This is a genomic window from Labilithrix luteola (genome assembly GCF_001263205.1).
Lineage (GTDB): Bacteria > Myxococcota_A > Polyangia > Polyangiales > Polyangiaceae > Labilithrix > Labilithrix luteola.
Genome location: NZ_CP012333.1, coordinates 11,395,589 through 11,414,497, shown reverse-complemented (window position 1 = coordinate 11,414,497; position 18,909 = coordinate 11,395,589). Strand labels below are relative to the sequence as shown.

Here is an 18,909-nt window from a genome sequence, read left to right as displayed (position 1 = left end):
CATGTCCCTCGACCCCGCGCTGCGTCAGAGGATCCTCAGCGACTTTCCTGCCGACTTTCTCTCGGAGGAGCCTTCGGAGCTCACCGAATACGGTCGCGATTGGACCCGCGTGCTTGCGCCTGCCCCGAGCGCGATCGCGTTTCCTCGGAACGTCGACGAAGTGTCGCGCCTTCTCGTGCTCTGCAACGAGTCGCGCGTCTCGGTCGTGCCCTCCGGCGGTCGTACGGGCCTGGCCGCAGGGGCTGTCGCCGCGAACGGTGAGGTCGTCCTTTCGCTCTCGCGCATGCGCAAGATGGACGAGGTCGATCGGCTCGGCGCGACCGTCCGCGTGGAAGCCGGTGCGATTACCGAAGCCGTGCACGAACACTGCGCGCCTCACGGCCTGACCTGGCCGGTGGACTTCGCGTCGAAAGGTTCGAGCACGGTCGGCGGCAACATCGCCACCAACGCCGGCGGCGTGAAAGTGATTCGCTATGGCCTCACGCGCCAGTGGGTGCTCGGCCTCGAAGTGGTGCTCGCATCGGGAGAGCGCCTCGAGATCGGCGGCGCGCTCGAGAAGAACAACACGGGCCTCGACCTTCGCCAGCTGTTCATCGGAAGCGAAGGGACGCTCGGCATCGTCACCGCCGCCACGCTGAAGCTGACGCGCCTCCCGGGAGCCACGCAGGTCATGCTCTTCGGTGTGCCCGACGTCGCGTCCGTCCTCCGCTTGTTCCGCGAGGCGCGCACAGGTCCGTTCACACTGGCGGCGTACGAGTTCTTTTCGCAGAAGTGCCTCGATCGCGTGCTCTCCCACCGCAAGCTTCGAGCGCCGCTCGGGCAGGCGTGCGAGTACTACGTGCTCGTCGAAGTCGAAGGCGAGGGACACGCGGAGTCCGACGGCGCGCGCCTCTTCGAGCGCATCGAGCCGTGGGTCTCGCACGTGTTCGAGTCCGGCTTTGCCGTCGACGGCACGCTCGCGCAGCACGGCTCGCAGGCACGCGAGCTCTGGGCGCTGCGCGAAGGTATCAGCGAGAGCCTCAGCGCGACCGGGCTCCCGCACAAGAACGACGTGGCGCTTCCCATCGCCGGTCTCGACCCGTTCTGTGCCGAGCTCGACGACGTGTTCGAGCAGCGTTACCCGGGGTGGGAGATCTGTCTGTTCGGCCACGTGGGCGATGGCAATCTCCACATCAACGTGATGAAGCCCGAGACGATGGACCGCGCCGCGTTCTTCACGAGCACCAAGGAGGCCGATCGCGATCTGTTCGCGCTCGTGCAGCGCCACCAGGGGAGTATCTCGGCGGAGCACGGCATCGGGCTCCTCAAGAAGCCGTTCCTCTCCTACTCGCGAAGCCCCGCCGAGATCGCGGTCATGCGCAGCGTGAAGCACGCGCTCGATCCGAACGGGATCCTCAATCCCGGCAAGATCCTCGACCTCTGACGTCGTCGGGGGGCCCCGAGCTCGAGCATTCGGAGACTGGCGAAGGGCAGGCAGGGGTGTACGCTTGGCACGTGCTCGCGCGGGTCTGTCTCGTCGGCGTGCTTTCCGTCGTCGGCATCCTTTGCGTGGGCGCCTGTTCGGACGACGAGGTCACGCTTCCGGTCGCCACCGCTCCCGCGTCGCGCCATGCCGCGCTGCGCGATGAGCTTGCTGCCGATGCCCACGGGTTCTCGTTTCGCGACGGCGACTGGCTCGAAGATCTCGGTGACGCACCGTTCTTCGGCCTCGCCACCCTCGCGCGACGTCAGGCGGCAGGCACGCTCGACGACGACGAACGCGCCCGGCTCGACGCATCGCTCGCGCGCGCGCGGCTCCTCGTCGAACAGGGCTTTCTCGACGGCGATCTTCAGGAGAAGGTCATGGCCGCGCTCGGGCTCATCGAGCATGTCTCTGCCTCCGGCGATCGCTCCGACGTCGCCCGCATCGACGACTTCCTCGATCGCTTGAACGGCATCGTCTCCGCGCTCGGCGACTACCTCGACGTCCCCGACCAGAGCTGGGCGGTCAAGACCTACGGGCCAACCGCGGTGACCGCCCTCGTTGCGCTCGTGCACGCGCAATACGCGCTCTACGTCGGCGGCGACCGCGGAGACGAGCGGCGCGATCGCGCCAAGGCCCTCGACCGGTCGATCATCGACCACGCCTTCGCCGAGATCTCCGACGCGCCGAGCGCCCGCGTCGTTCGCGCCTATGCCTCGGGGCCGGACGACGCAGCGCTCGATCTCTATCCGAACGTGGCGATGCTCATGCTGAAGGCGCGCCTCTTCCGGCTCACGAAGGACGAGGGCTACCGCGTCGAGGCGCGGGCGATCTACGCCGCGATTCAGCCGCTCAAGACGAGCGACGTGCCGGCTCGCTACGCCTCACCCTACGCCGCCACGGGGCTCGGTGTCGGCCCGCACGACGTGGCCACGCTCTCCAGTCAGAACTACCTCGCGCTCGCGCTGCTGCTGCTCTTCGAGATCACGGGCGAGCAGCGCTTCGTCGACGAGGCCGACCGCGTCTTCGATGCTCTCGAAGCGATGCGCGGCCCCTGGTGCCTCGCGCAAGTCCACACCGAAGCGTGCACGCCTCCATGTGCGTCGGGGAGCGCTTGCGTGGTGAGCGAGTGCACGCCGGACCATTGCGCGAGCGGGCTTCTGCATCACGTGGTGCAGGGGCGTCTTGCCGAGCCTTCGGACGGAACCTTCTTCTGCTCGGGGTGCAATTTGCAGACGGCGTACGCGCTCGGCTATCGCCGCATGCTCTCGGCCGAAGTCTGGTAGTCGCTTGTCAGCGGGTCCGGAAGCACCGTCAAGATCGGGCGCGAGACCTCGAGCGACGAAGGAAAGAGCGAGAGCTGTTCGGGATCGGCGAAGATGGTCGCGAACTGTTCGGGCGTGAGTGCGCGCGCGAGCCGGGCAGCGAACGTGTCGTGGAGCAGCCTCACGTACTCTTCGACGTCGTAGTCGCGCGGATCGTGCGATTCCTTTTCGTCGGCCCCCTCTTCGGGCTCGGCGATGAGACCCGCGCGCCCGCCCATCGCTCGGTACACCCGAGCGCGCTGACCGACGCGCCAGCGCTCGAGCCCGTTGCCGAGCATGGCCTCGTAAGGAAGCTCTCTCCGCTGGGCGCGTGTGGCCTGGTATTCCTCGGGCGTCTTCGTGAGGCGCACGCGTGAAGAGACGTCGATGGTGGCGACGGCGCGCGCTCGCAAGGCCAGCACCGTGGAGACGTAGGCTTCGCGCACGGCCGGAAGGTTCTCGACGAGCAGCGCGGCGATCGCTCGACGGAGGAAGTCTTCGCCGAAGGGCTCGGCGCGACTCGAGCGGAACGCCACGCCGCGGAGCACGAGCGGCTGATCGCCGTAGGGCAACAGCGCATAGTTTTTCGGCTCGTGCGAGAGCATCGCCGAGTAGCGGCCCTCGAACTCGAGCTGGACACGAGGCGGGAGCAGCGATGCGACCTCGCCGACGACCTGTCGCTCGTCCGCTTCGGTCCAGTTTTCGGACACGGAGAAGTAGACACCGTCGGTGTCGGCTTCGAGCAGCGTGACGCCGCGATGCGCGAGCTCGCGACACATGAGCGAGAGCACTTCGCGCCCCTGGCGCGTGACCTCGTTGGCCGCATCCACGTCGGCGAAGCGCGTGAGTCCTATCGCGCCGAGATAGCCATAGGCCGAGTTGACGACGATCTTCATCGCCGCCGAGATCGCTTCGTTCGTGTAGCGCTCCGCCGAGCCTTTGGGGGCCGTCTTGGCCTTGGCTTTGGCGGCGAGCCGCTGATCGACGAGGCGCTCGACCAGGGCGAGCATCACCCCGAGGCGATCACGCCCGGGCCCGATGCGGTACTGGCACATCAACGACGGATAAAGGCTCGCGACGTCCGCTTTGACGATGCGCTTGGCGACGCCGGTCGCGAAGAGATGCAAGGCGGCACCGGTGTGCTCGATTCCTTCGCTGCGTGAGTGGGCAGGCAGCGCCGCACCTTCGCGCAGGTACGCGCGAATCAGCAGCGGGTCGATGACGCCCGTGGCAGCGCCGGCATCGGCGAGGCGTTCGTACCGACGTGGAGCCATGCGTGCGAGCGCGAAGGCTGCGCCGCCAAGCAGTCGTGCGACGCCTGCCGCTTCGGTGACGTCGTCCCCTGCGTAGCGACGAACGCGATCGGGATCGCGGAGGAACGTCTCGTAGATGCGCGAGCCGGGCACGTATTCGCGGTCGGGGCTGGCCAGTCCGAGATGCCGTGCAACCGCCTTGAGGCCGTGACCCGGCAGATCCCGCGCAGAGAAGTCGTGGCGGCGAACCGCGTCGAGCGTGTCGATGAGCTCACGCCCCGGCATGGTGTAACGCTGCTTGCGCGCGATCTCTGCGGGCGTGCCGTCAGTGGCTCCGACCTGCGATCCGCGCGACGCCGGTCGTTTGCGCAGGCCCGGGCCGCCCGTACGTGCGAGGGTGACCGGAACGCCGAGCTGCTCGGCGCGACGTGCGATGAACGGCAGGTCGAAGCCGTGGAGGTTGTGATTCTCGATGACGTCGGGATCGAGCTCCTGCACGCGCGCCATCATGCGGTGGAGGAGGTCAGCCTCGTCCTCGTCGTCGTCGCCGTAGGCCTCGAGGGCCTCGGTGGCGCCGTCCGGACCGCGGAGCGCCACGAGGAAGATGCGGTCATGCTCGGGATCGAGCCCCGTGGTTTCGAGGTCGAGCTGCGCACGCCGCAGGTCGTCGAAGGCGAGGTCGCGGAAATACGTGCGCCCGGTTGCCATCAAGTACTGCTCCTCGGGCGGCAGTACGAGGACGTCGTCCGACGAGAGCTCGCGGAGGTGGCCCACGCGTCGTCCGAGGCGCCGCGATGCGCCGCGAAGGACGGCGTCGGCGAGGGCTCGACCGTCGCGGGCGCGCACCAGGAATCGCAGCTCTCCGGGGCCGGACAGCTCCTTGTAGGTAACGTGATCGTGCAAGGCCGCTTCGTGCGCGGGTTTGAGGCGCGAGCCGAGGTGCCGGAGATCTTCGAGCGACGAGAGCAGGATCCACGGACGGAACCGCACATCCTCGCGGACGAGCTCGTGTGTCTCGGGCAGCCGCCGCCACACCCACGCGCGGCCATCGAGCTCCGCCCAGACCGACACGATGCCTGGCGTGGGATCCCAGCCCCACAGCCATTGGTCTTGGGAGCGCGACGCCATCTCCGATGGCGTTCCTAGCGCATCTGGATGCTCAGGGGCAGGGGACGAACGACCAGCTGACGTTCACGCGACCCGCGCTGAGCGGCGCGATCTTCTTGAACGCGGTCATGCTGAGGTCGAGGTCGCCCGAGCTGCAGCCCGGGCACAGGTCGACGATTCGCACCGTGACCTCGCCGTTTGGGCCCTTCACATGGATGCACTGGCCGCAGATACTCTTCGAGTACTGCGCCTTGTTCATCGCGACCACGTAGTAGTCGGTGGACGCGGGAAACCCGCACGCGCCCGTGCCGTTCGCGTCGTAGTACGTGGCCTGCCCGCTGTACGTGGTCGCGGGGGGGGCCGAGTCGGTGTCGGCGTCCTTGGTGGAGGTCGACCCGTCCGGTTTCGACGAAGCGTCGCCCGCATCCTTGCTCGTCTTGCCGGCGTCCGGCGTGTCTTGTTCGGTCTCTTGCGTCTCCGAGGTTTCGGCGCCGTCAGGCGAGGGCGCGCCGGATTCGAGCGTGTTTTCGTCGCCGCCGCATCCTTGGAAGACGACGAGAGACGCAGCGAGCGAAAGAGCGGCGAGCAGAGAGAGCCGGGAGGAAGCGACGCGCACGGCTGGAATCTATCATGCGGCCAGCGATACGCACGGAGCGGCGGTCCAGTGATCGGGTGTTGAGACGTTCAGCGCTCGCGCAAACGCGCGACGAGTACGGTGATTTCTTGCTCGGCGAGCAGCACTTCCGAGCGGACCTGTTCGAGCATTGCCGCGCGGACTCGGAGCGTGTCGAGGTCGTAGTCGCCGCCCCGCCCGAACAGCAAAGCGATGGTGCCGGGATCCGCTTCCATGCGCTGGTAGTGACGCCAACGTTGCAGGAGCTTCGTGCGAATGGCGTCGAGTTGATCGTTCGAGAATTCCGGCGTCGTGAGGTACCCCCACACGACCGGCGGGTAGCTCGCGGACTGCGCGGGCCCACGGAGGATGTCGGTGAGCAGATTGTCGGGGTGCTCGAAGCGAATGGTCGGTCGCACGTAGAGTGAGGCGACGCCAAAGCCTGCGGTCACGGCCGCTCCGCCGATGGAGACGCCGTTCTGCGTCCATGCCGAGCTGTTCGTCGTGGCCGCGAAGACGCTCCCAAGGCCCGCCGCGGTGGCGGCTGCGATGGACGCGATGGTCAGGACCTGCACCGTGTTCTGCTGGTGATGCGCAAGGAGGTCGGCGGCCTGCCCCGCGCGTTTGGCCTCGCAATCGAGCTCGGCGGCGGTCGCGTCGATGGCAAGCCTTGCTACTTGCACGCGTTCGAGGGCGAGGAGGCGCGACTTGTCGTCGTGAACGTCTTCGTGGAGCTCGCTGCGAAGGCCGATCAGGGCAGCCGTGAACTCTTCGCGCGAGCTCCCTTTCGGAGGCATCTCCTCCGGCGTGATGGAGGGCACGCGACGCGGAGGCGCGCAGTAGCCGCTGCCGACGGCCACGGACGGCCCCGCACACCCCGAGATCAGTCCGAGGAACAGCGCTGCGCGAAGAATGCCCACGCCCGTCGCCATCGATGGATCGTGGGCAATGGCTCCTGGTCCGGCAATGAGGCAGGCGACGCGACGAACCCGATGTCGCTGCGATTCGCAGGTCAGCCCGGCGAGCGACGTTGCGGCGCGCGGCCGAAGGGCTGGGTGGGAGGCTCGAGAATCGGCGCCGGTGGGATGGCCCGCTTCACGGGCTTGCCGTCCTCCAGTGTGAACTCCTCGCCGTGATGCGCAAGCCTCAGGGACCCCTGATGGTCCTCGAGCGTGTACGTGGCCTCGTGCGCGTCGAAGGTCACGTGCAAGCGGCGGTTACGCCGGGTGACCGAGAAGGCGATCCGGGTGAGCCCCTCGGGAAGGCGCGGAGCGAACTCGAGCACGCTGCAGTGTGTGCGCATGCCGCCGAAGCCGAAGACGAAGGCCAGCCACGCGCCGGCGAGCGAAGCCACGTGCAAACCGTCGCGCGCGTTGTGGTTGCGATCCTCGAGGTCGATCAGTGCGGCCTCGGCGGCGTAGTCGAAGGCGAGGCGCAGGTGCCCGGCCTCCGCGGCGAGAATGGCCTGGACGCATGCGGACAGCGACGAGTCGCGGACCGTGATGCGTTCGTAGTAGTCGAAGTTGCGTCGCTTCTGCTCGGGGGTGAAGGCGGTGGGACACAGGCCCATCGCCAGGACCAGGTCGGCCTGCTTGACCACCTGTTTGCGGTAGATGTCGAAGTAGGGGAAGTGGAGCAAGAGCGGATATTGGTCCGGCCGCGTGGCCTCGAAGTCCCATTGGTCGTGCTCGGTGAAGCCCTCCGCTTGCGGGTGAACGCCGAGGCGCTCGTCGAAGGGTACGAACACGCGGGAGGCCGCTGCGCGCCAGCTGGCCATCTCGTCCGCGGTCACCCCGAGCTCGCGTGCCTTGTCGACGTGACGCGCGCACGTCTCGGCGGCGCCCTGCATGTTGCGCTGGGCCATCAGGTTCGTGAACACGTTGTTGTCGGAAACGGCGCTGTATTCGTCGGGGCCGGTGACGCCATCGATGCGGAAGTTACCCTGGAAGTCGAAGTGCCCGAGCGAGCGCCACAAGCGCGCCGTCTCCACGAGGATCTCGAGCCCGGTGTTGCGTTCGAACGCCTCGTCCTCCGTCGCGGCGACGTAGCGGAGTGCGGCGTCGGCGATGTCCGCGTTGATGTGGAAGGCCGCCGTGCCGGCGGGCCAGTAGCCGGAGCATTCCTCGCCGTGGATCGTGCGCCACGGAAACGCCGCTCCCGCGAGCCCTAGATCTTTCGCTCGTCGCCTCGCGATGGGAAGCGTCGAGTGGCGCCATCGAAGCGCGTCCGCCGCGGCCTCGGGGATCGTGTACGTGAGAACGGGCAGCACGTACATCTCCGTGTCCCAGAAGCAATGACCGCTGTAGCCGTCGCCGGTGAGCCCCTTGGCGGGGATCGCGCGCGTCTCGGCGCGAGCACCTGCCGAGAGCACGGAGAACAGCCCGAAGCGGACGGCTTGCTGGAGCTGGGTATCGCCCTCGACCTCGACGTCGGCGCGAGCCCAGAAGTCGTCGAGATAAGCACGTTGCTCGGCAACGAGCCCTTCCCATCCGGTGTCGCTCGCGGTCACGAGAGCGGCCAACACCTGATCGCGCATCGAGGGGAGCGTGCGTTCGAGCGACCAGCCGTACGCGACGAACTTCACCAGGCGGAGCTTCTGACCCGGACGGAGCTTCTCGGTGGCCACGAAGCGCGCGATGTCGTCGGAGGTCTCTCCAAACGTGTGCAGCTTGTCGGAGCCTTCGATGGCGTGCGTCATCGCCGTAGCTACGCGGAGCCCGCTCTGGCGGGTCTTGTGGACGAGGAGCGAGGTCTTGCCTCGGCAAATGTTCGCCTCGCTCTCGAAGACGGACTCGAGCGCCACGGCGACGCGCGGATCGCCGGTGTGAGCAGGCAGCTGCTCGTTCGTGACGAGCTCCGATTGCACGACGAGCGTGGCCGGTCCGTCGAGTGGCTCGACCTCGTAGAGGATGGCGAGGATCGAGCGGTGGGTGAAGGAGACGAGGCGCGTCGACGTCACCCGAACCCGGCGATGCGCCGGCGACGTCCACTCCGCCGTGCGCCGGAGCGTCCCGGCGCGGAGATCGAGGATGCGCTCGTGGGAGTGAAGCTCTCCGTACCGTACGTCGAAGGGCTCGTCGTCGACGAGCAGGCGGATGATCTTGCCGTTCGTCACGTTGACGACGGTCTGGCCGGATTCGGGCAACCCGTAGCTGATCTCCGCGTAGGGGAGCGGGTGCAGCTCGTAGACGCCGTTCAGGTACGTGCCAGGCAATCCATGAGGCTCGCCTTCGTCGAGATTCCCTCGCACGCCGATGTGTCCGTTCGACAGAGCGAAGATAGACTCGGTCTGCGCCAGGATGTCGAGGTGGAGGTCCGTTTCGCAGAGCGTCCACGGGGCGACGACGAATGCCGAATGTTCGATCACGGTGCCTCCAAGAGCGCTCCGAGGTCACCCACGACGACGTCGGCGCCATGGCGGATGAGATCGGCCGCTTGCCCCACGCGATCGACGCCCACCACGTAGCCGAAGTGGCCGGCGCGCCCCGCGCCCACCCCGGCCAGCGCGTCTTCGAACACCACGGCATGCGCGGGGTCGACCGTCAGGGCTCGCGCCGCCGCGAGAAAGGTGTCGGGGGCGGGCTTGCCGGCGAGGTGGGTCTCCTCGGCCACGTTGCCGTCGATGCACACGTCGAACAAATCGGAGATGCCGGCGGACGCGAGGACTTGCTTGCAGTTCTTGCTCGACGACACCACCGCCGTCGGAATGCCTGCCTCGCGCACGGCATGGAGATAGCGAAGCGAGCCCGGGTAGGCGTTGACGTGCCCGTGTTCGAGCAGTTGGAGGACGAGCTCGTTCTTTCGATTCGAGAGGCCGTGCACGGTCTCGGCCGACGGAGGATCGTCCTCGGTCCCTTCGGGCAGTCGAATCGAGCGCGAGGCGAGGAAGGAACGCGTTCCGTCGATGCGCGGTTTACCGTCCACGTACTTGTCGTAGTCTTCGACGGCATCGAACGGCACGAGGGGCTCACCCGAGCGTTCGGCGAGGGTCTTCAGATACTCGTCGAACGCTTGCTTCCAGGCCGCTGCATGCACCTTCGCCGTCTGCGTGAGCACGCCGTCGAGATCGAAGAGGCAGGCCGCGGTGTGGGAGGGCAACCCGAGCTTCGTCGGTTCGCTCGCCCCCTCGTGCAGGACGACGTGGTTCACCGCGTCGGCAAATCCACCGTCGTCGTTCGCCAACGTGACCCAGCGTGCGCAGCGGCGTACGTCGGGAGAGGCGTTGCCCATGGCGATGCTCGTGCCGGCCAGGGCAAACATCAGTACGTCGATCGGTGCGTCGCCAACCGCGGCGACGTGATCGAGCGGGACGCCGAGCCTCACCGCGATGGTTCGGAGCGCCGTTCCCTTGTGGACGTCCGGTGGAACCACGTCGACGAAGTGGCGCTTGGAGCACGCCACCACGGCATCGTCTCCGAGCAGGCCGCGAAGCTCGGCTTCGCAGCGCTTCACCTTCGCGTCGTCGTCGCTGACCCCCACGAGCTTGACCGCGCCGTCGAGCACACTCGCGAAGTCCGACACCCTGGTCGGCGCGAACTGGACGAGGCGTTGCTCCTCCGCGATGCGCGGGCCGTGCAGATCGGAGACGAACCAATCCGTGCCGCGGTAGACCCAGATGTCGACGCCTGCTCGGCGCAGGAGGTCGACGGCCTCGACCAGAACCGCCGTGGGTAACGTGTGCTGCTCGAGGACGGTCGCGAGGTCAGGCGTGAGGATCATCGCGCCGTCGAACGCCGCAACGGGGGTGTCGAGCCCGAGCGGGCCCGTGAGCATCGCGAGGCCGCGCGGTGGTCGGTCGCTCACGAGCGCGAGTCGGATGCCGGCAATCTCGAGTCGGCCGGCAGCTTCGATGGCGTCGGTCGTGAGGTTCCCGTTGCTCGTGACCAACGTGCCGTCGACGTCGCTGACGACGAGTTTGATGCGCGACAAAGTCGAGCTCGTCGCGGGGGTCTTCGGATCCTTCGCCATGCTCGTCTCCTCCGTCGCGGCAAGAGCTCGACCACTGGAGTGACGTTCGACGTCCAGCGTTCGCGTCTGCCCATCGATGGGAGCCTGCACGCTTCGTGCCCGGCGAGAATCGCCCGTCAGGCGGTGCTTCCGAGCGAGCCTTTTGATCTCATGTCGCGCCCGCCGCGACCTCAGTCGCCTCGCGAGCCGCGGGCAGGCGGAGTGGGCGCCTTCCGGCCTCGCGACAGCACCTGGGCGATGAGCTGCGAACGGCTCGAGACGCCGAACGAACGAAAGATGATCTTCACGTACTGGCGGACGGTGTGGTGGCTGATTTGGAGCTGCTCGGCGATCGCCTTGTCCGACGCCCCCGTGAGCAAGCACTCGAGCGTGGCCTCGACGCGCGGGGCGAGCGTGATCTCGGCTTGGTCTTCGAAGAGCGCGGCGCTCTCCAAGATGACGAGCCGGAGTACGCTGCGGTCTTCGTCCGTGAAGGGATGCCCTGCAGGTCGTACGAACCCGGTTCCTTCGACGATGCCTCGATGGCCGCGCGGATTCACCGTGCAGAGCAGCTCGAAGGGCGTGCCGTAGCGTTCGAGGTCACCCGTCGAGCGCAGCTCATTGCTCGCCACGATGGTCGAGATGGTAAGTCGGACATCATCGATTCCTGCGGTACGGAGCTCGAGAGTCAGTCGCTCGAGGAGTGTTCGAGCGATGGGGGGCGATCGGTCGCCGGCTTCGCTCGGATCGCGCGTGGCGATGATCCGATTCGCTGCCACGGTCACGACGGTGGCGTCGACGATGCCACCTGGTCCACCGAGCACGGCGGCGCCCGCCATGGCATCGAGCTTTTGACAGAGTTCCGTCACGAGGTGCTGACGAGCGCCCTCGGTTCCAACGCCGATGTCTCGGACGTCACCAAGGAGCCGAACGACTCCACGAACGCGGGGAAGGGAGATTGAGCCGTCGTCCATTGCAACATCGTCGCAACCAGGCGCGCCGCCCGACATCCCGCGAATGCGGGGGATGCGGAAGAGGTCCACGCTACACGAGGGAATTTCCGCGGCTCCCGCCGTACAACCGTCGGATCTCCGAAGGTTGCCCGCGGGGCCGGCGGGCGCGTCAGGGCCCTCGGGACGTCAGCACGCAGCAGGCAGTGAGAAGCCGAAGCAGGCTCCGCCGAGCGGCGACGACTTCGCTTCGACGCGCCCTCCGCAACGTTCGACGATCTCACGTACGATCGAGAGGCCGAGGCCGCTGCCCGACTTGCCCTCGTTCACGTGGAAGCGGCGCGAGGTCTCCCATGCCCGTTCGTAGGCGGCGTCGTCGGGCAGGCCGGGGCCGTCGTCTTCGACGGCAATCGCGACCACGTTCCCGTGTCGTTTGGCGCGCACCACGATGCGCTTCCACGCGAAGCGCTGCGCGTTCGAGACGAGGTTCTCGATGCAGCGTCGCATGTCGCTCGGGCTTGCCTCCACGATGAGCTCCGACTCGGGGCAGTCGACCGTGAGCGATACGCCGGCGTTCTGCCCGCTGAAGTCCGCGCACGTATCTCGGAGGACCGTCGATACTTCGACTCGCTCGCCGGCGCCTTTCTGCTCGCTTGCATCGATCGCGGCGAGGAGCGACGCCGCGTGCCGAGCATTGCGATCGAGCATCACCAGGAGTCGCTCGAGCTCGGGCAGAGTTCGTGCGGCTTCGTGCGTGAGAAGACTCGAGACGCCGAGGCGGATCACGCTGAGCGGCGCACGCAGATCGTGGCCGATGCGCCGCGACAGTGCCCACGACGCTTCCTGCTCGTTCTCGAGTCGCGCGTTCGTCGCCGCGAGCTCGGCCTCGGAGCGTTCGGCCCGGCGTGCACGGCGGCGAAGCTCGATCTCGGCGCTGACGATGCTGGCGAGGTCTTGGAGGATCATGAGCTCGCGCTCGGACCAGATCTTCGGCTTGTCGTCGATTGCGCAGAAGCTGCCGAGGACTTCACCGCTCGCAGCGCGAATGGGCATGCCCGCGTAGGCAACGACGTGCAGATCGCGAATGGCGAGGTTGTCTTTGAGAACGGGATGGACGCGCGCGTCGCTCACGACGAGCGGGATCTCCGAGACCACCACGTACTGGCAGAACGAATGACTGAGCGGCGTTTCCCGAGCGCTTGCCCAAGGCTCCGGCAACCCGAGCTGGCTCGTGAAGAACTGGCGGTGATCGTCGACGAGTGACACGAGCGAGACGCACGCGTGAACGGCCGCACTTCCGATACGAACCACCCGGTCCAGAGACTCGAGCGACGGTGTGTCGAGGAGACCGGTCTCTTCGAGCGAGGCAAGACGAGAAGAGGCGGGGAGACCGGCGAGCATCGCGGCCGCCGACGGCCAGGGCTTGTCGTTGTCACCGATCGACCGCTCGCCGATCGACCCCCCGATGGACCCGAGCGTCACCTCGCTCGTCGCCTCGCTGGAAGTGTCCCGCCTCGCGCTCCCCATGGCGCACTCACCATACCGCGCCAGACGGGACGCGCCGCTGAAACCTTGCGCCCGCACGCACTGCGCGCTCGGTGAACGCGCAGTGCCACGTTCCGCAACGCTCGGAATCGTTCATTCCGCTTGCGAAAGTCGGTGGGGCGGTGTTCCTTGGCGGGCGGGGAACCCCTGCTGATGCGCTGGCAGTCTCTCGGCTCACGGTCAGGAACGAACGGTCGTGTGGCCGTGCGCGATGCCTGCCGCGCAACAGTCGTCGCCGCGTACGGACTGGTCGTCGTCGGCGTCGCCTTCGCAGCCGGCGCCGCGTGTACGCCCGACGATCTCGGTGGTACCTGCCACTTCCAGGGCGAGACCACGAACGCATGCGGCGAATGCATCGCGTCGTCGTGTCGAATGGTGGTCGACACGTGTTGCGGAGACGAGAGCTGTCGAACGTCGCTTTCCTCGCTCGACACGTGCGCGAGCGGAGGCGGCTGCTCTTCGCTCGTCGACGCGTCGGCCTCCATGGCCAAACTGCTTGCCGTATGTGTGAAGTCCTCGTGCTCGAACGTCTGCGCTGACGAAGGAAGCCCGCTCGTAGACGGGGGAGCGCCCGTGACCTGTGTGAGGAACGACGAAACCAAGACCTGTGCATGTGAAAGCGGAGAATCGACCGACGCGTCGTCGGCCGTGTCGTGCGTCGTACGTGCGGGCAGTGCCGGCGTTTGCTGCGCGGAGAAGGGATGGCCGGCGAAAGGAACGTCGTGCGGCTGCGCGGAGACCGCCTGCGTCGACTACGGCGACGACACGAATTGCGTGTGCGGGCTCCTCACGAACATCTTCGCGTCCGGTGACCGCGTGCGGGTGCAGTCGGCCTGTTCGTCCGTGTACGGACATTGCTGCCAGAAGGACGATGGCAGCTGCACATGCGGTCTCTCCACCTGCGGTGACGCCGAGGAAGTGCACATCTGCTGGGCCAGCGACGTGCGGGGGACGTGCTCGAGCGGGGCCACCGAAGTTCGCTCTTGCCACTGAAACGATGCTTTTGCGTGCGACCAAGCGACTCGCGGTGGCTCGAAGCTCCGTGAGCGCTCTTCGCGGTCTTCGAGCGATGACGGCATCGGCGCTGGTTGCCCTGCTTCCGGCGTGCGGTCCAACGCTCGGCAAGCACGTGGCCGAAGGCGATGCCGCGCACGCGCGAGGCGACGACAAGGCGGCGCTGCGAGCCTACGAGAAGGCCCTCGCCGAAGACCGGCTCACGGATCACGAGCGCGGCGAGGTGATCGACCGAATGGCGGCCGTCGAGCACGTTGGTGGAGGCATCGACGCGGTGGTTGCGTATCGCAAGCTGCTCGGCGACCCCGCCCTGTCATCGCGCGATCGCTCCGTCGTGCTCGAGCACATGGCGCGTATCGCCGATGGCTTCGCGCGGTCCGGGCGTCACGCAGAAGCGGCGAGCATCCATGCGATCGTGCTCGAGACGGGCGGCGCGCGCGTTCCCGACCGCGCTCGTGTCGTCGCCGCCGTGCGTGACGAAACCGAAGCGGCGGCGCGCGCGCAGATGACGAGGCTCGCGGCCAGCTCGGCATCGCTGTCGAAGTTCGAGTCGCTCGCGAACGCACGCTTCGACGTCCATCGGACGGGCGGCTCGACCATGCTCGAGCGTGATCTGGCGAGCGCCATGGAGGCGACGGCGAATGCGCTCTGGCCCGACGTCGAATCGCTCGAACGAAAGGCCCGCCTCGAAGCGGCGATGACCCTGGCCTACGCGCTCACCGCGCCGCTCGACCCGAAGAGTCCAATCCGCGCGAAGCGCAACGACGTCACGGCACGGATCACGGCGCGGATCGAAGCGACGGTCGCCGAAGCACGTGGTCACGGCGGCGCACTCGCGATGCGAACCGGATGGATGGAGCGCGTCACCGGACGCACGCACGAGCTGCGTCGCGAGGCCCTCGACGATCTCGATCGGAAGGCGCGCGTGAAGTGGGCGCTGGAGATCACCCCGGCGTGTACCGATGCGTCGTCGTCGCTCGCGCCAGCCATCAGCGGAGGATCCGGTGCACTCGTCGCCACGAGGCTCGACGTGGGCCGGTGCGCTCCCGACGAAACGACGACCACGCGCCACGAAACGTTCGTCTACTACGTCACCGAATCGTACACGGAGACGAAGACCGTCTACGACACCGTGAGTGAATACCAAGGGCAGCGTTGCACCACGTCGTACGGGTCGAGCTACCCGTCGTGCACCTCGCAGTACGGCACGCGCCAGGTTCCGCGTACGGAGTACGTGACGAAGACGAGGCAGGTTCCGCGAACCGGCGTGAACACGATCACGGAGACCACGTACACGTATGCCGTCTCCGGCACCGTGCGTTTCGCGTTCGACGAGAAGGTTCTGCTGCAGCCGTTCGAAGGACAGGCCTCGGAGGTGCACAAGGTCACGGTCGGCCCCGCGGGAACGAAAGAGGAGGGCGGCTTGGCCGCCGATGCGAAGGCAGCGGCGCTCGCGCGCGCCTCCGAGGGGATCGCCGCGGGCAAGGTGCGTGTCGATGCCGAGCGCGCCCGTCAGTGGCTCGTGCGTGCGTCCGCGGCGGAGACGCAGAAGCGCGACTTCGACGCCGAAGATGCCTTTGCCGTTGCCACGCGCATCGAGGGCAAGGCTTCGCCGCAGGCCAAGGCCTTCTTCGCGCGCAGGCTCGGTATGGACAGCGATCCGGCCGACGCTCTCGCGGGGAACTCACTGCCCGCACCGATGACGGCGGGCCTCGCGCTCCGAGGCGAAGGGAACGTCTTCGCTCGCACGCCCCTCGATACGGCGACCACCGAGGAGCGTGACGGTTCAGAGGGGTACCGGCCGAAGGGAGACTTCTGGATCGGTGTCACGTATCTCGGCTCGAGCGAGGCTCTTCGCAACGGCGTGCCTGCACCGTCGCGCAACGGCCTCGGCGCTTCGTTTCGCATCGGCACCGCGCTCTTCTCGCGGGCCGTCTCGCCCCTCGGCCCCACGATGTTCGACCAGCTACGCGGTGAAGTCGCGTTCGGCACGCGCCTGAGCCCGGCCCTCGACGACGCTCGCAGTCCTCTCGATTCTTCCTTCCTCTACGCCCTCGGCGTCGACTACACGGTGCTCGCGGGTTATCGAACGCCGCGGTTCGGTCTCTTCGGAGGCGTCGACCCTCGCGCGCGAACCCTCGGCATCGGCGACCTCCGAACGTACGGTCTCGCCGCGCCGATCGCGCTGCGTGGAGAGCTTCGCCTGAACGGCCCCGCCGTGCTTCTGCTCACCGCTTGGGGATTCAGCCCGGTGGGAGACGTCGACACGTTCGGCGTCGACGCGGCTCTTCCGCTGTCGCGCGAGGGATGGATGGTGTCCGGCGCGGTCGAACGTTCGACGGGCCCCACGAGCGTCGCTGGGCAGGCCACCCGCGAGCGCACCGAGGACACCGGCGTGTTCTCATTCGGGCTCGGCTTCGGAAAGCGCCTTTGACGTGGCGTTGCGATGTAAGCTCGTCGCGGTGAAGTCGGTCGTCGCTGCAGCCGTTCTCGTTGTCGCCGCGCTCGCTACGCTCGTGACGAGCGCCGCGCACGCGCAGTCGACGAACGACGAGATGCTCGCGCAATCGCTCTTCGACGAGGGACGCACCCTGATGGACGCGGGGCGTTTCTCCGAGGCGTGCCCCAAGCTGGCCGAGAGTCAGCGGCTCGATCCCGGCGCAGGCACGCTCTTGAACCTCGCGATCTGTCACGAGTCCGAAGGTCGGCTCGCAACGGCATACACCGAGCTCAACGCATCGCTATCGCTTGCGACGAAAGACGGTCGGAAGGATCGCGAGGCGATCGCCCGCAAGCACCTCGCGGATCTCGCTCCGAGAATTCCGCACGTGTCGATTCACGTCACGCAGGAGGAAGATGGGCTCGAGGTTCGCCTCGATGGCGGCCCCGTCCGCAAGCCCGCGTGGGACGTGGTGACCGGTGTCGATCCCGGTTTCCACTTCGTCGAGGCCGAGGCGCCCGGGTTTCCGCCCTATCGCGAACAGATTCTCGTCCACGAGCGGGAAAACAAGGTGATCGACATCCCGTCGTTGCGCGCGCCGCAAGCCTCGGCGCAGCCGGCTGCCGATGCGCGCGTCATGATGGTGCCGAGCGATCCGAACGGCACAGCATCGTCCGGACGAACGCACCCGCTCCGCTACGTGGCCACCGCCGTCGGCACCGTGAGCTTGATCGGAGCGACGGTGGCTGGCGTCGGTTGGCTGAGCGCGCGAACGACGCGCGACGAGGAGTGCATTCCCGAGCGGAGCTTCTGCACGTCCGCAGGCCTCGATGCCGTCTCGCGCGAGCGTACGTACAGGGCCGGGACCCTGGCCGGGCTCGGGCTCGGCGTCGTGTCGTTCGCGAGCCTCGCCTTCATCCCGCGCACGACCTCTGCGCCGAAAGCGCAGGCCTGGGTGAGCCCGCGCCTCGGTGGTGCGACGGTCGACGTGAAGCTCGCGTTCTGAGCTTCAGTAGAGAATGCGCGTCTTGATCGACGTCTTCAGCTCGGCGATGGCGTGGCGCACGTCGTTCGCCACTTCCTTGTCGAGATCCATGACGAGGTAGCCGATCGTCGGATCGGTCGCGAGCTGCTGGGCGATGACGTTCGCGTTGCGCTCGGACACGAGGCGGTTGATGTCGCGAAGAACGCCGGGGACGTTGCGGTGCACGTTGAGCACGCGGTGCGCGCCCACGAGCGGAGGCAGATCGACGCCGGGGAAGTTCACCGCGCCCGTGGTGGCGCCGGTGTTCGTGAAGCGCGTGAGCACGTTCGCCACCTCGCGCCCGATCGCCTCCTGCGCTTCGAGCGTGGAGCCGCCGATGTGCGGGGTGAGCACGACGTTCGGAAGGCCGCGCACGATGCTCGTGAAGCCGTCCGAGTTGCTCTCGGGCTCCTCGGGGTAGACGTCGAGCGCGGCGCCGCCGAGGCGCTTCGATTTGATGGCCTGCGCGAGTGCGTCGAGGTCGACGACGGTGCCGCGGCTCAAGTTGAGGAGGTACGCACCCTCCTTCATCTTCGCGAGCTCGGCTTCGCCGATCATGTTCTTCGTCTGCGGCGTCTCGGGGACGTGCAGCGTGACGAAGTCGCTCTGGCGAAGGAGGGCGTCGAGCGAGTCGACGGCCTTGTTGTTGCCCATCGGGAGGGTCGCGCGGATGTCGTACGAGACGACGCGCATGCCCATCGCCTCGGCGAGAACGCCGACCTGCGAACCGATGTGGCCGTAGCCGATGATGCCGAGCGTCTTGCCGCGGATCTCGTAGGAGCTCGTGGCCACCTTGCGCCACTTGCCCTCGTGGACCTCGCGCGAGCGGTCGCCGAGCTGGCGGGCGAGCATGACGATCTCGCAGATGACGAGCTCCGCAACGCTGCGCGTGTTGCTGAACGGCGCGTTGAAGACGGGAACGCCGCTCGCCTTGGCCCCCTCGAGATCGACCTGGTTGGTGCCGATGCAGAAGCAGCCGACCGAGAGGAGGCGCTTGCCGGCCTCGAGCGCGCGGCGCGTCACGCGCGTCTTGCTGCGGATGCCGAGCACGTGGACGCCCTCTTCGAGCTTCTTCACGAGCTCGTCTTCGGGCAGGGCCTTGCTGATGGTTTCGACCTTGAAGCCTTCGTTGCCGAAGATGTCGATTGCGCTCTGGTGGATGTTCTCCAGGAGCAGGACCTTGATTTCGCTCTTCGGAAACGAGGTTGCGTCACTCATCGCGGCGTGACCTTAGCACGATGCGTCATTCG

General features: G+C 67.4%; 13 protein-coding genes and 1 pseudogene. 5 read left to right on the top strand and 9 right to left on the bottom strand.

What is annotated here, in order from left to right; genetic code table 11:
* The first annotated feature begins 1 nt into the window (after position 1).
* Positions 2-1,423 (top strand): FAD-binding oxidoreductase, encoded by a 1,422-nt coding sequence (locus AKJ09_RS49130; protein WP_146654782.1) that lies wholly within the window; start codon positions 2-4, stop codon positions 1,421-1,423.
* A gap of 71 nt (positions 1,424-1,494) precedes the next feature.
* Entirely contained in the window at positions 1,495-2,748 is a 1,254-nt protein-coding gene (locus AKJ09_RS49125) for a hypothetical protein (RefSeq protein WP_146654781.1), read from the top strand.
* On the opposite strand, the gene AKJ09_RS49120 is transcribed toward AKJ09_RS49125, so the two are convergent.
* From AKJ09_RS49120 to AKJ09_RS49090, 8 genes and pseudogenes are all read right to left on the bottom strand, one after another.
* Positions 2,715-5,147: a DNA polymerase domain-containing protein gene (locus AKJ09_RS49120; protein ID WP_146654780.1), complete on the bottom strand. Its 2,433-nt coding sequence runs from the start codon at positions 5,145-5,147 to the stop codon at positions 2,715-2,717. The genes AKJ09_RS49125 and AKJ09_RS49120 overlap by 34 nt on opposite strands.
* Before the next feature lie 31 nt (positions 5,148-5,178).
* The gene (locus AKJ09_RS49115; protein ID WP_169928597.1) at positions 5,179-5,742 is read right to left on the bottom strand and encodes an expansin EXLX1 family cellulose-binding protein; all 564 of its coding nucleotides are present in this window, start codon (positions 5,740-5,742) and stop codon (positions 5,179-5,181) included.
* Between the two features lie 68 nt (positions 5,743-5,810).
* Entirely contained in the window at positions 5,811-6,671 is an 861-nt protein-coding gene (locus AKJ09_RS49110) for a hypothetical protein (protein ID WP_146654778.1), read from the bottom strand.
* A gap of 80 nt (positions 6,672-6,751) precedes the next feature.
* The gene (locus tag AKJ09_RS49105; RefSeq protein ID WP_146654777.1) at positions 6,752-9,106 is read right to left on the bottom strand and encodes a glycoside hydrolase family 65 protein; all 2,355 of its coding nucleotides are present in this window, start codon (positions 9,104-9,106) and stop codon (positions 6,752-6,754) included.
* The gene (locus tag AKJ09_RS56475) at positions 9,103-9,873 is read right to left on the bottom strand and encodes a beta-phosphoglucomutase family hydrolase (RefSeq protein ID WP_420814297.1); all 771 of its coding nucleotides are present in this window, start codon (positions 9,871-9,873) and stop codon (positions 9,103-9,105) included. Before AKJ09_RS56475 ends, AKJ09_RS49105 begins: the two co-directional genes overlap by 4 nt.
* A 27-nt stretch (positions 9,874-9,900) precedes the next feature.
* Positions 9,901-10,707: pseudogene (locus tag AKJ09_RS56470) on the bottom strand (Cof-type HAD-IIB family hydrolase); the annotation flags it as partial.
* A 170-nt stretch (positions 10,708-10,877) separates the two neighbouring features.
* Positions 10,878-11,660, bottom strand: a complete 783-nt coding sequence (locus tag AKJ09_RS49095; protein WP_169928596.1) for a response regulator transcription factor — start codon at positions 11,658-11,660, stop codon at positions 10,878-10,880.
* A gap of 165 nt (positions 11,661-11,825) precedes the next feature.
* Positions 11,826-13,163 carry a GAF domain-containing sensor histidine kinase gene (locus AKJ09_RS49090; protein WP_146654774.1) on the bottom strand — a complete coding sequence of 446 codons (1,338 nt, stop codon included), beginning with the start codon at positions 13,161-13,163 and terminating at the stop codon, positions 11,826-11,828.
* Positions 13,164-13,334: 171 nt separating this feature from the next.
* On the opposite strand from AKJ09_RS49090, the gene AKJ09_RS49085 reads away from it, so the two are divergent.
* From AKJ09_RS49085 to AKJ09_RS49075, 3 genes are read left to right on the top strand one after another with little or no spacing between them, the layout of a single operon-like run.
* A complete protein-coding gene (locus AKJ09_RS49085) occupies positions 13,335-14,174 on the top strand; it encodes a hypothetical protein (protein WP_146654773.1) in 840 nt (279 codons plus the stop codon).
* Positions 14,175-14,223: 49 nt separating this feature from the next.
* Positions 14,224-16,629, top strand: a complete 2,406-nt coding sequence (locus AKJ09_RS49080; RefSeq protein WP_169928595.1) for a hypothetical protein — start codon at positions 14,224-14,226, stop codon at positions 16,627-16,629.
* A 28-nt stretch (positions 16,630-16,657) separates the two neighbouring features.
* Positions 16,658-17,641: a tetratricopeptide repeat protein gene (locus AKJ09_RS49075; RefSeq protein ID WP_146654771.1), complete on the top strand. Its 984-nt coding sequence runs from the start codon at positions 16,658-16,660 to the stop codon at positions 17,639-17,641.
* A 3-nt stretch (positions 17,642-17,644) separates the two neighbouring features.
* Here the strand turns inward: AKJ09_RS49075 and serA are convergent, their stop codons facing one another.
* A complete protein-coding gene (gene serA / locus AKJ09_RS49070) occupies positions 17,645-18,877 on the bottom strand; it encodes a phosphoglycerate dehydrogenase (protein WP_146654770.1) in 1,233 nt (410 codons plus the stop codon).
* Positions 18,878-18,909: the final 32 nt, after the last annotated feature.

Excerpts from the sequence above, each read along its gene's own strand:
- AKJ09_RS49110 (WP_146654778.1), bottom strand. The coding sequence starts at position 6,671 with ATGGCGACGGGCGTGGGCATTCTTCGCGCAGCGCTGTTCCTCGGACTG.
- AKJ09_RS49130 (WP_146654782.1), top strand. The coding sequence starts at position 2 with ATGTCCCTCGACCCCGCGCTGCGTCAGAGGATCCTCAGCGACTTTCCT.
- AKJ09_RS49095 (WP_169928596.1), bottom strand. The coding sequence starts at position 11,660 with ATGGACGACGGCTCAATCTCCCTTCCCCGCGTTCGTGGAGTCGTTCGG.
- serA (WP_146654770.1), bottom strand. The coding sequence starts at position 18,877 with ATGAGTGACGCAACCTCGTTTCCGAAGAGCGAAATCAAGGTCCTGCTC.
- AKJ09_RS49085 (WP_146654773.1), top strand. The coding sequence starts at position 13,335 with ATGCGCTGGCAGTCTCTCGGCTCACGGTCAGGAACGAACGGTCGTGTG.
- AKJ09_RS49090 (WP_146654774.1), bottom strand. The coding sequence starts at position 13,163 with ATGGGGAGCGCGAGGCGGGACACTTCCAGCGAGGCGACGAGCGAGGTG.
- AKJ09_RS49120 (WP_146654780.1), bottom strand. The coding sequence starts at position 5,147 with ATGGCGTCGCGCTCCCAAGACCAATGGCTGTGGGGCTGGGATCCCACG.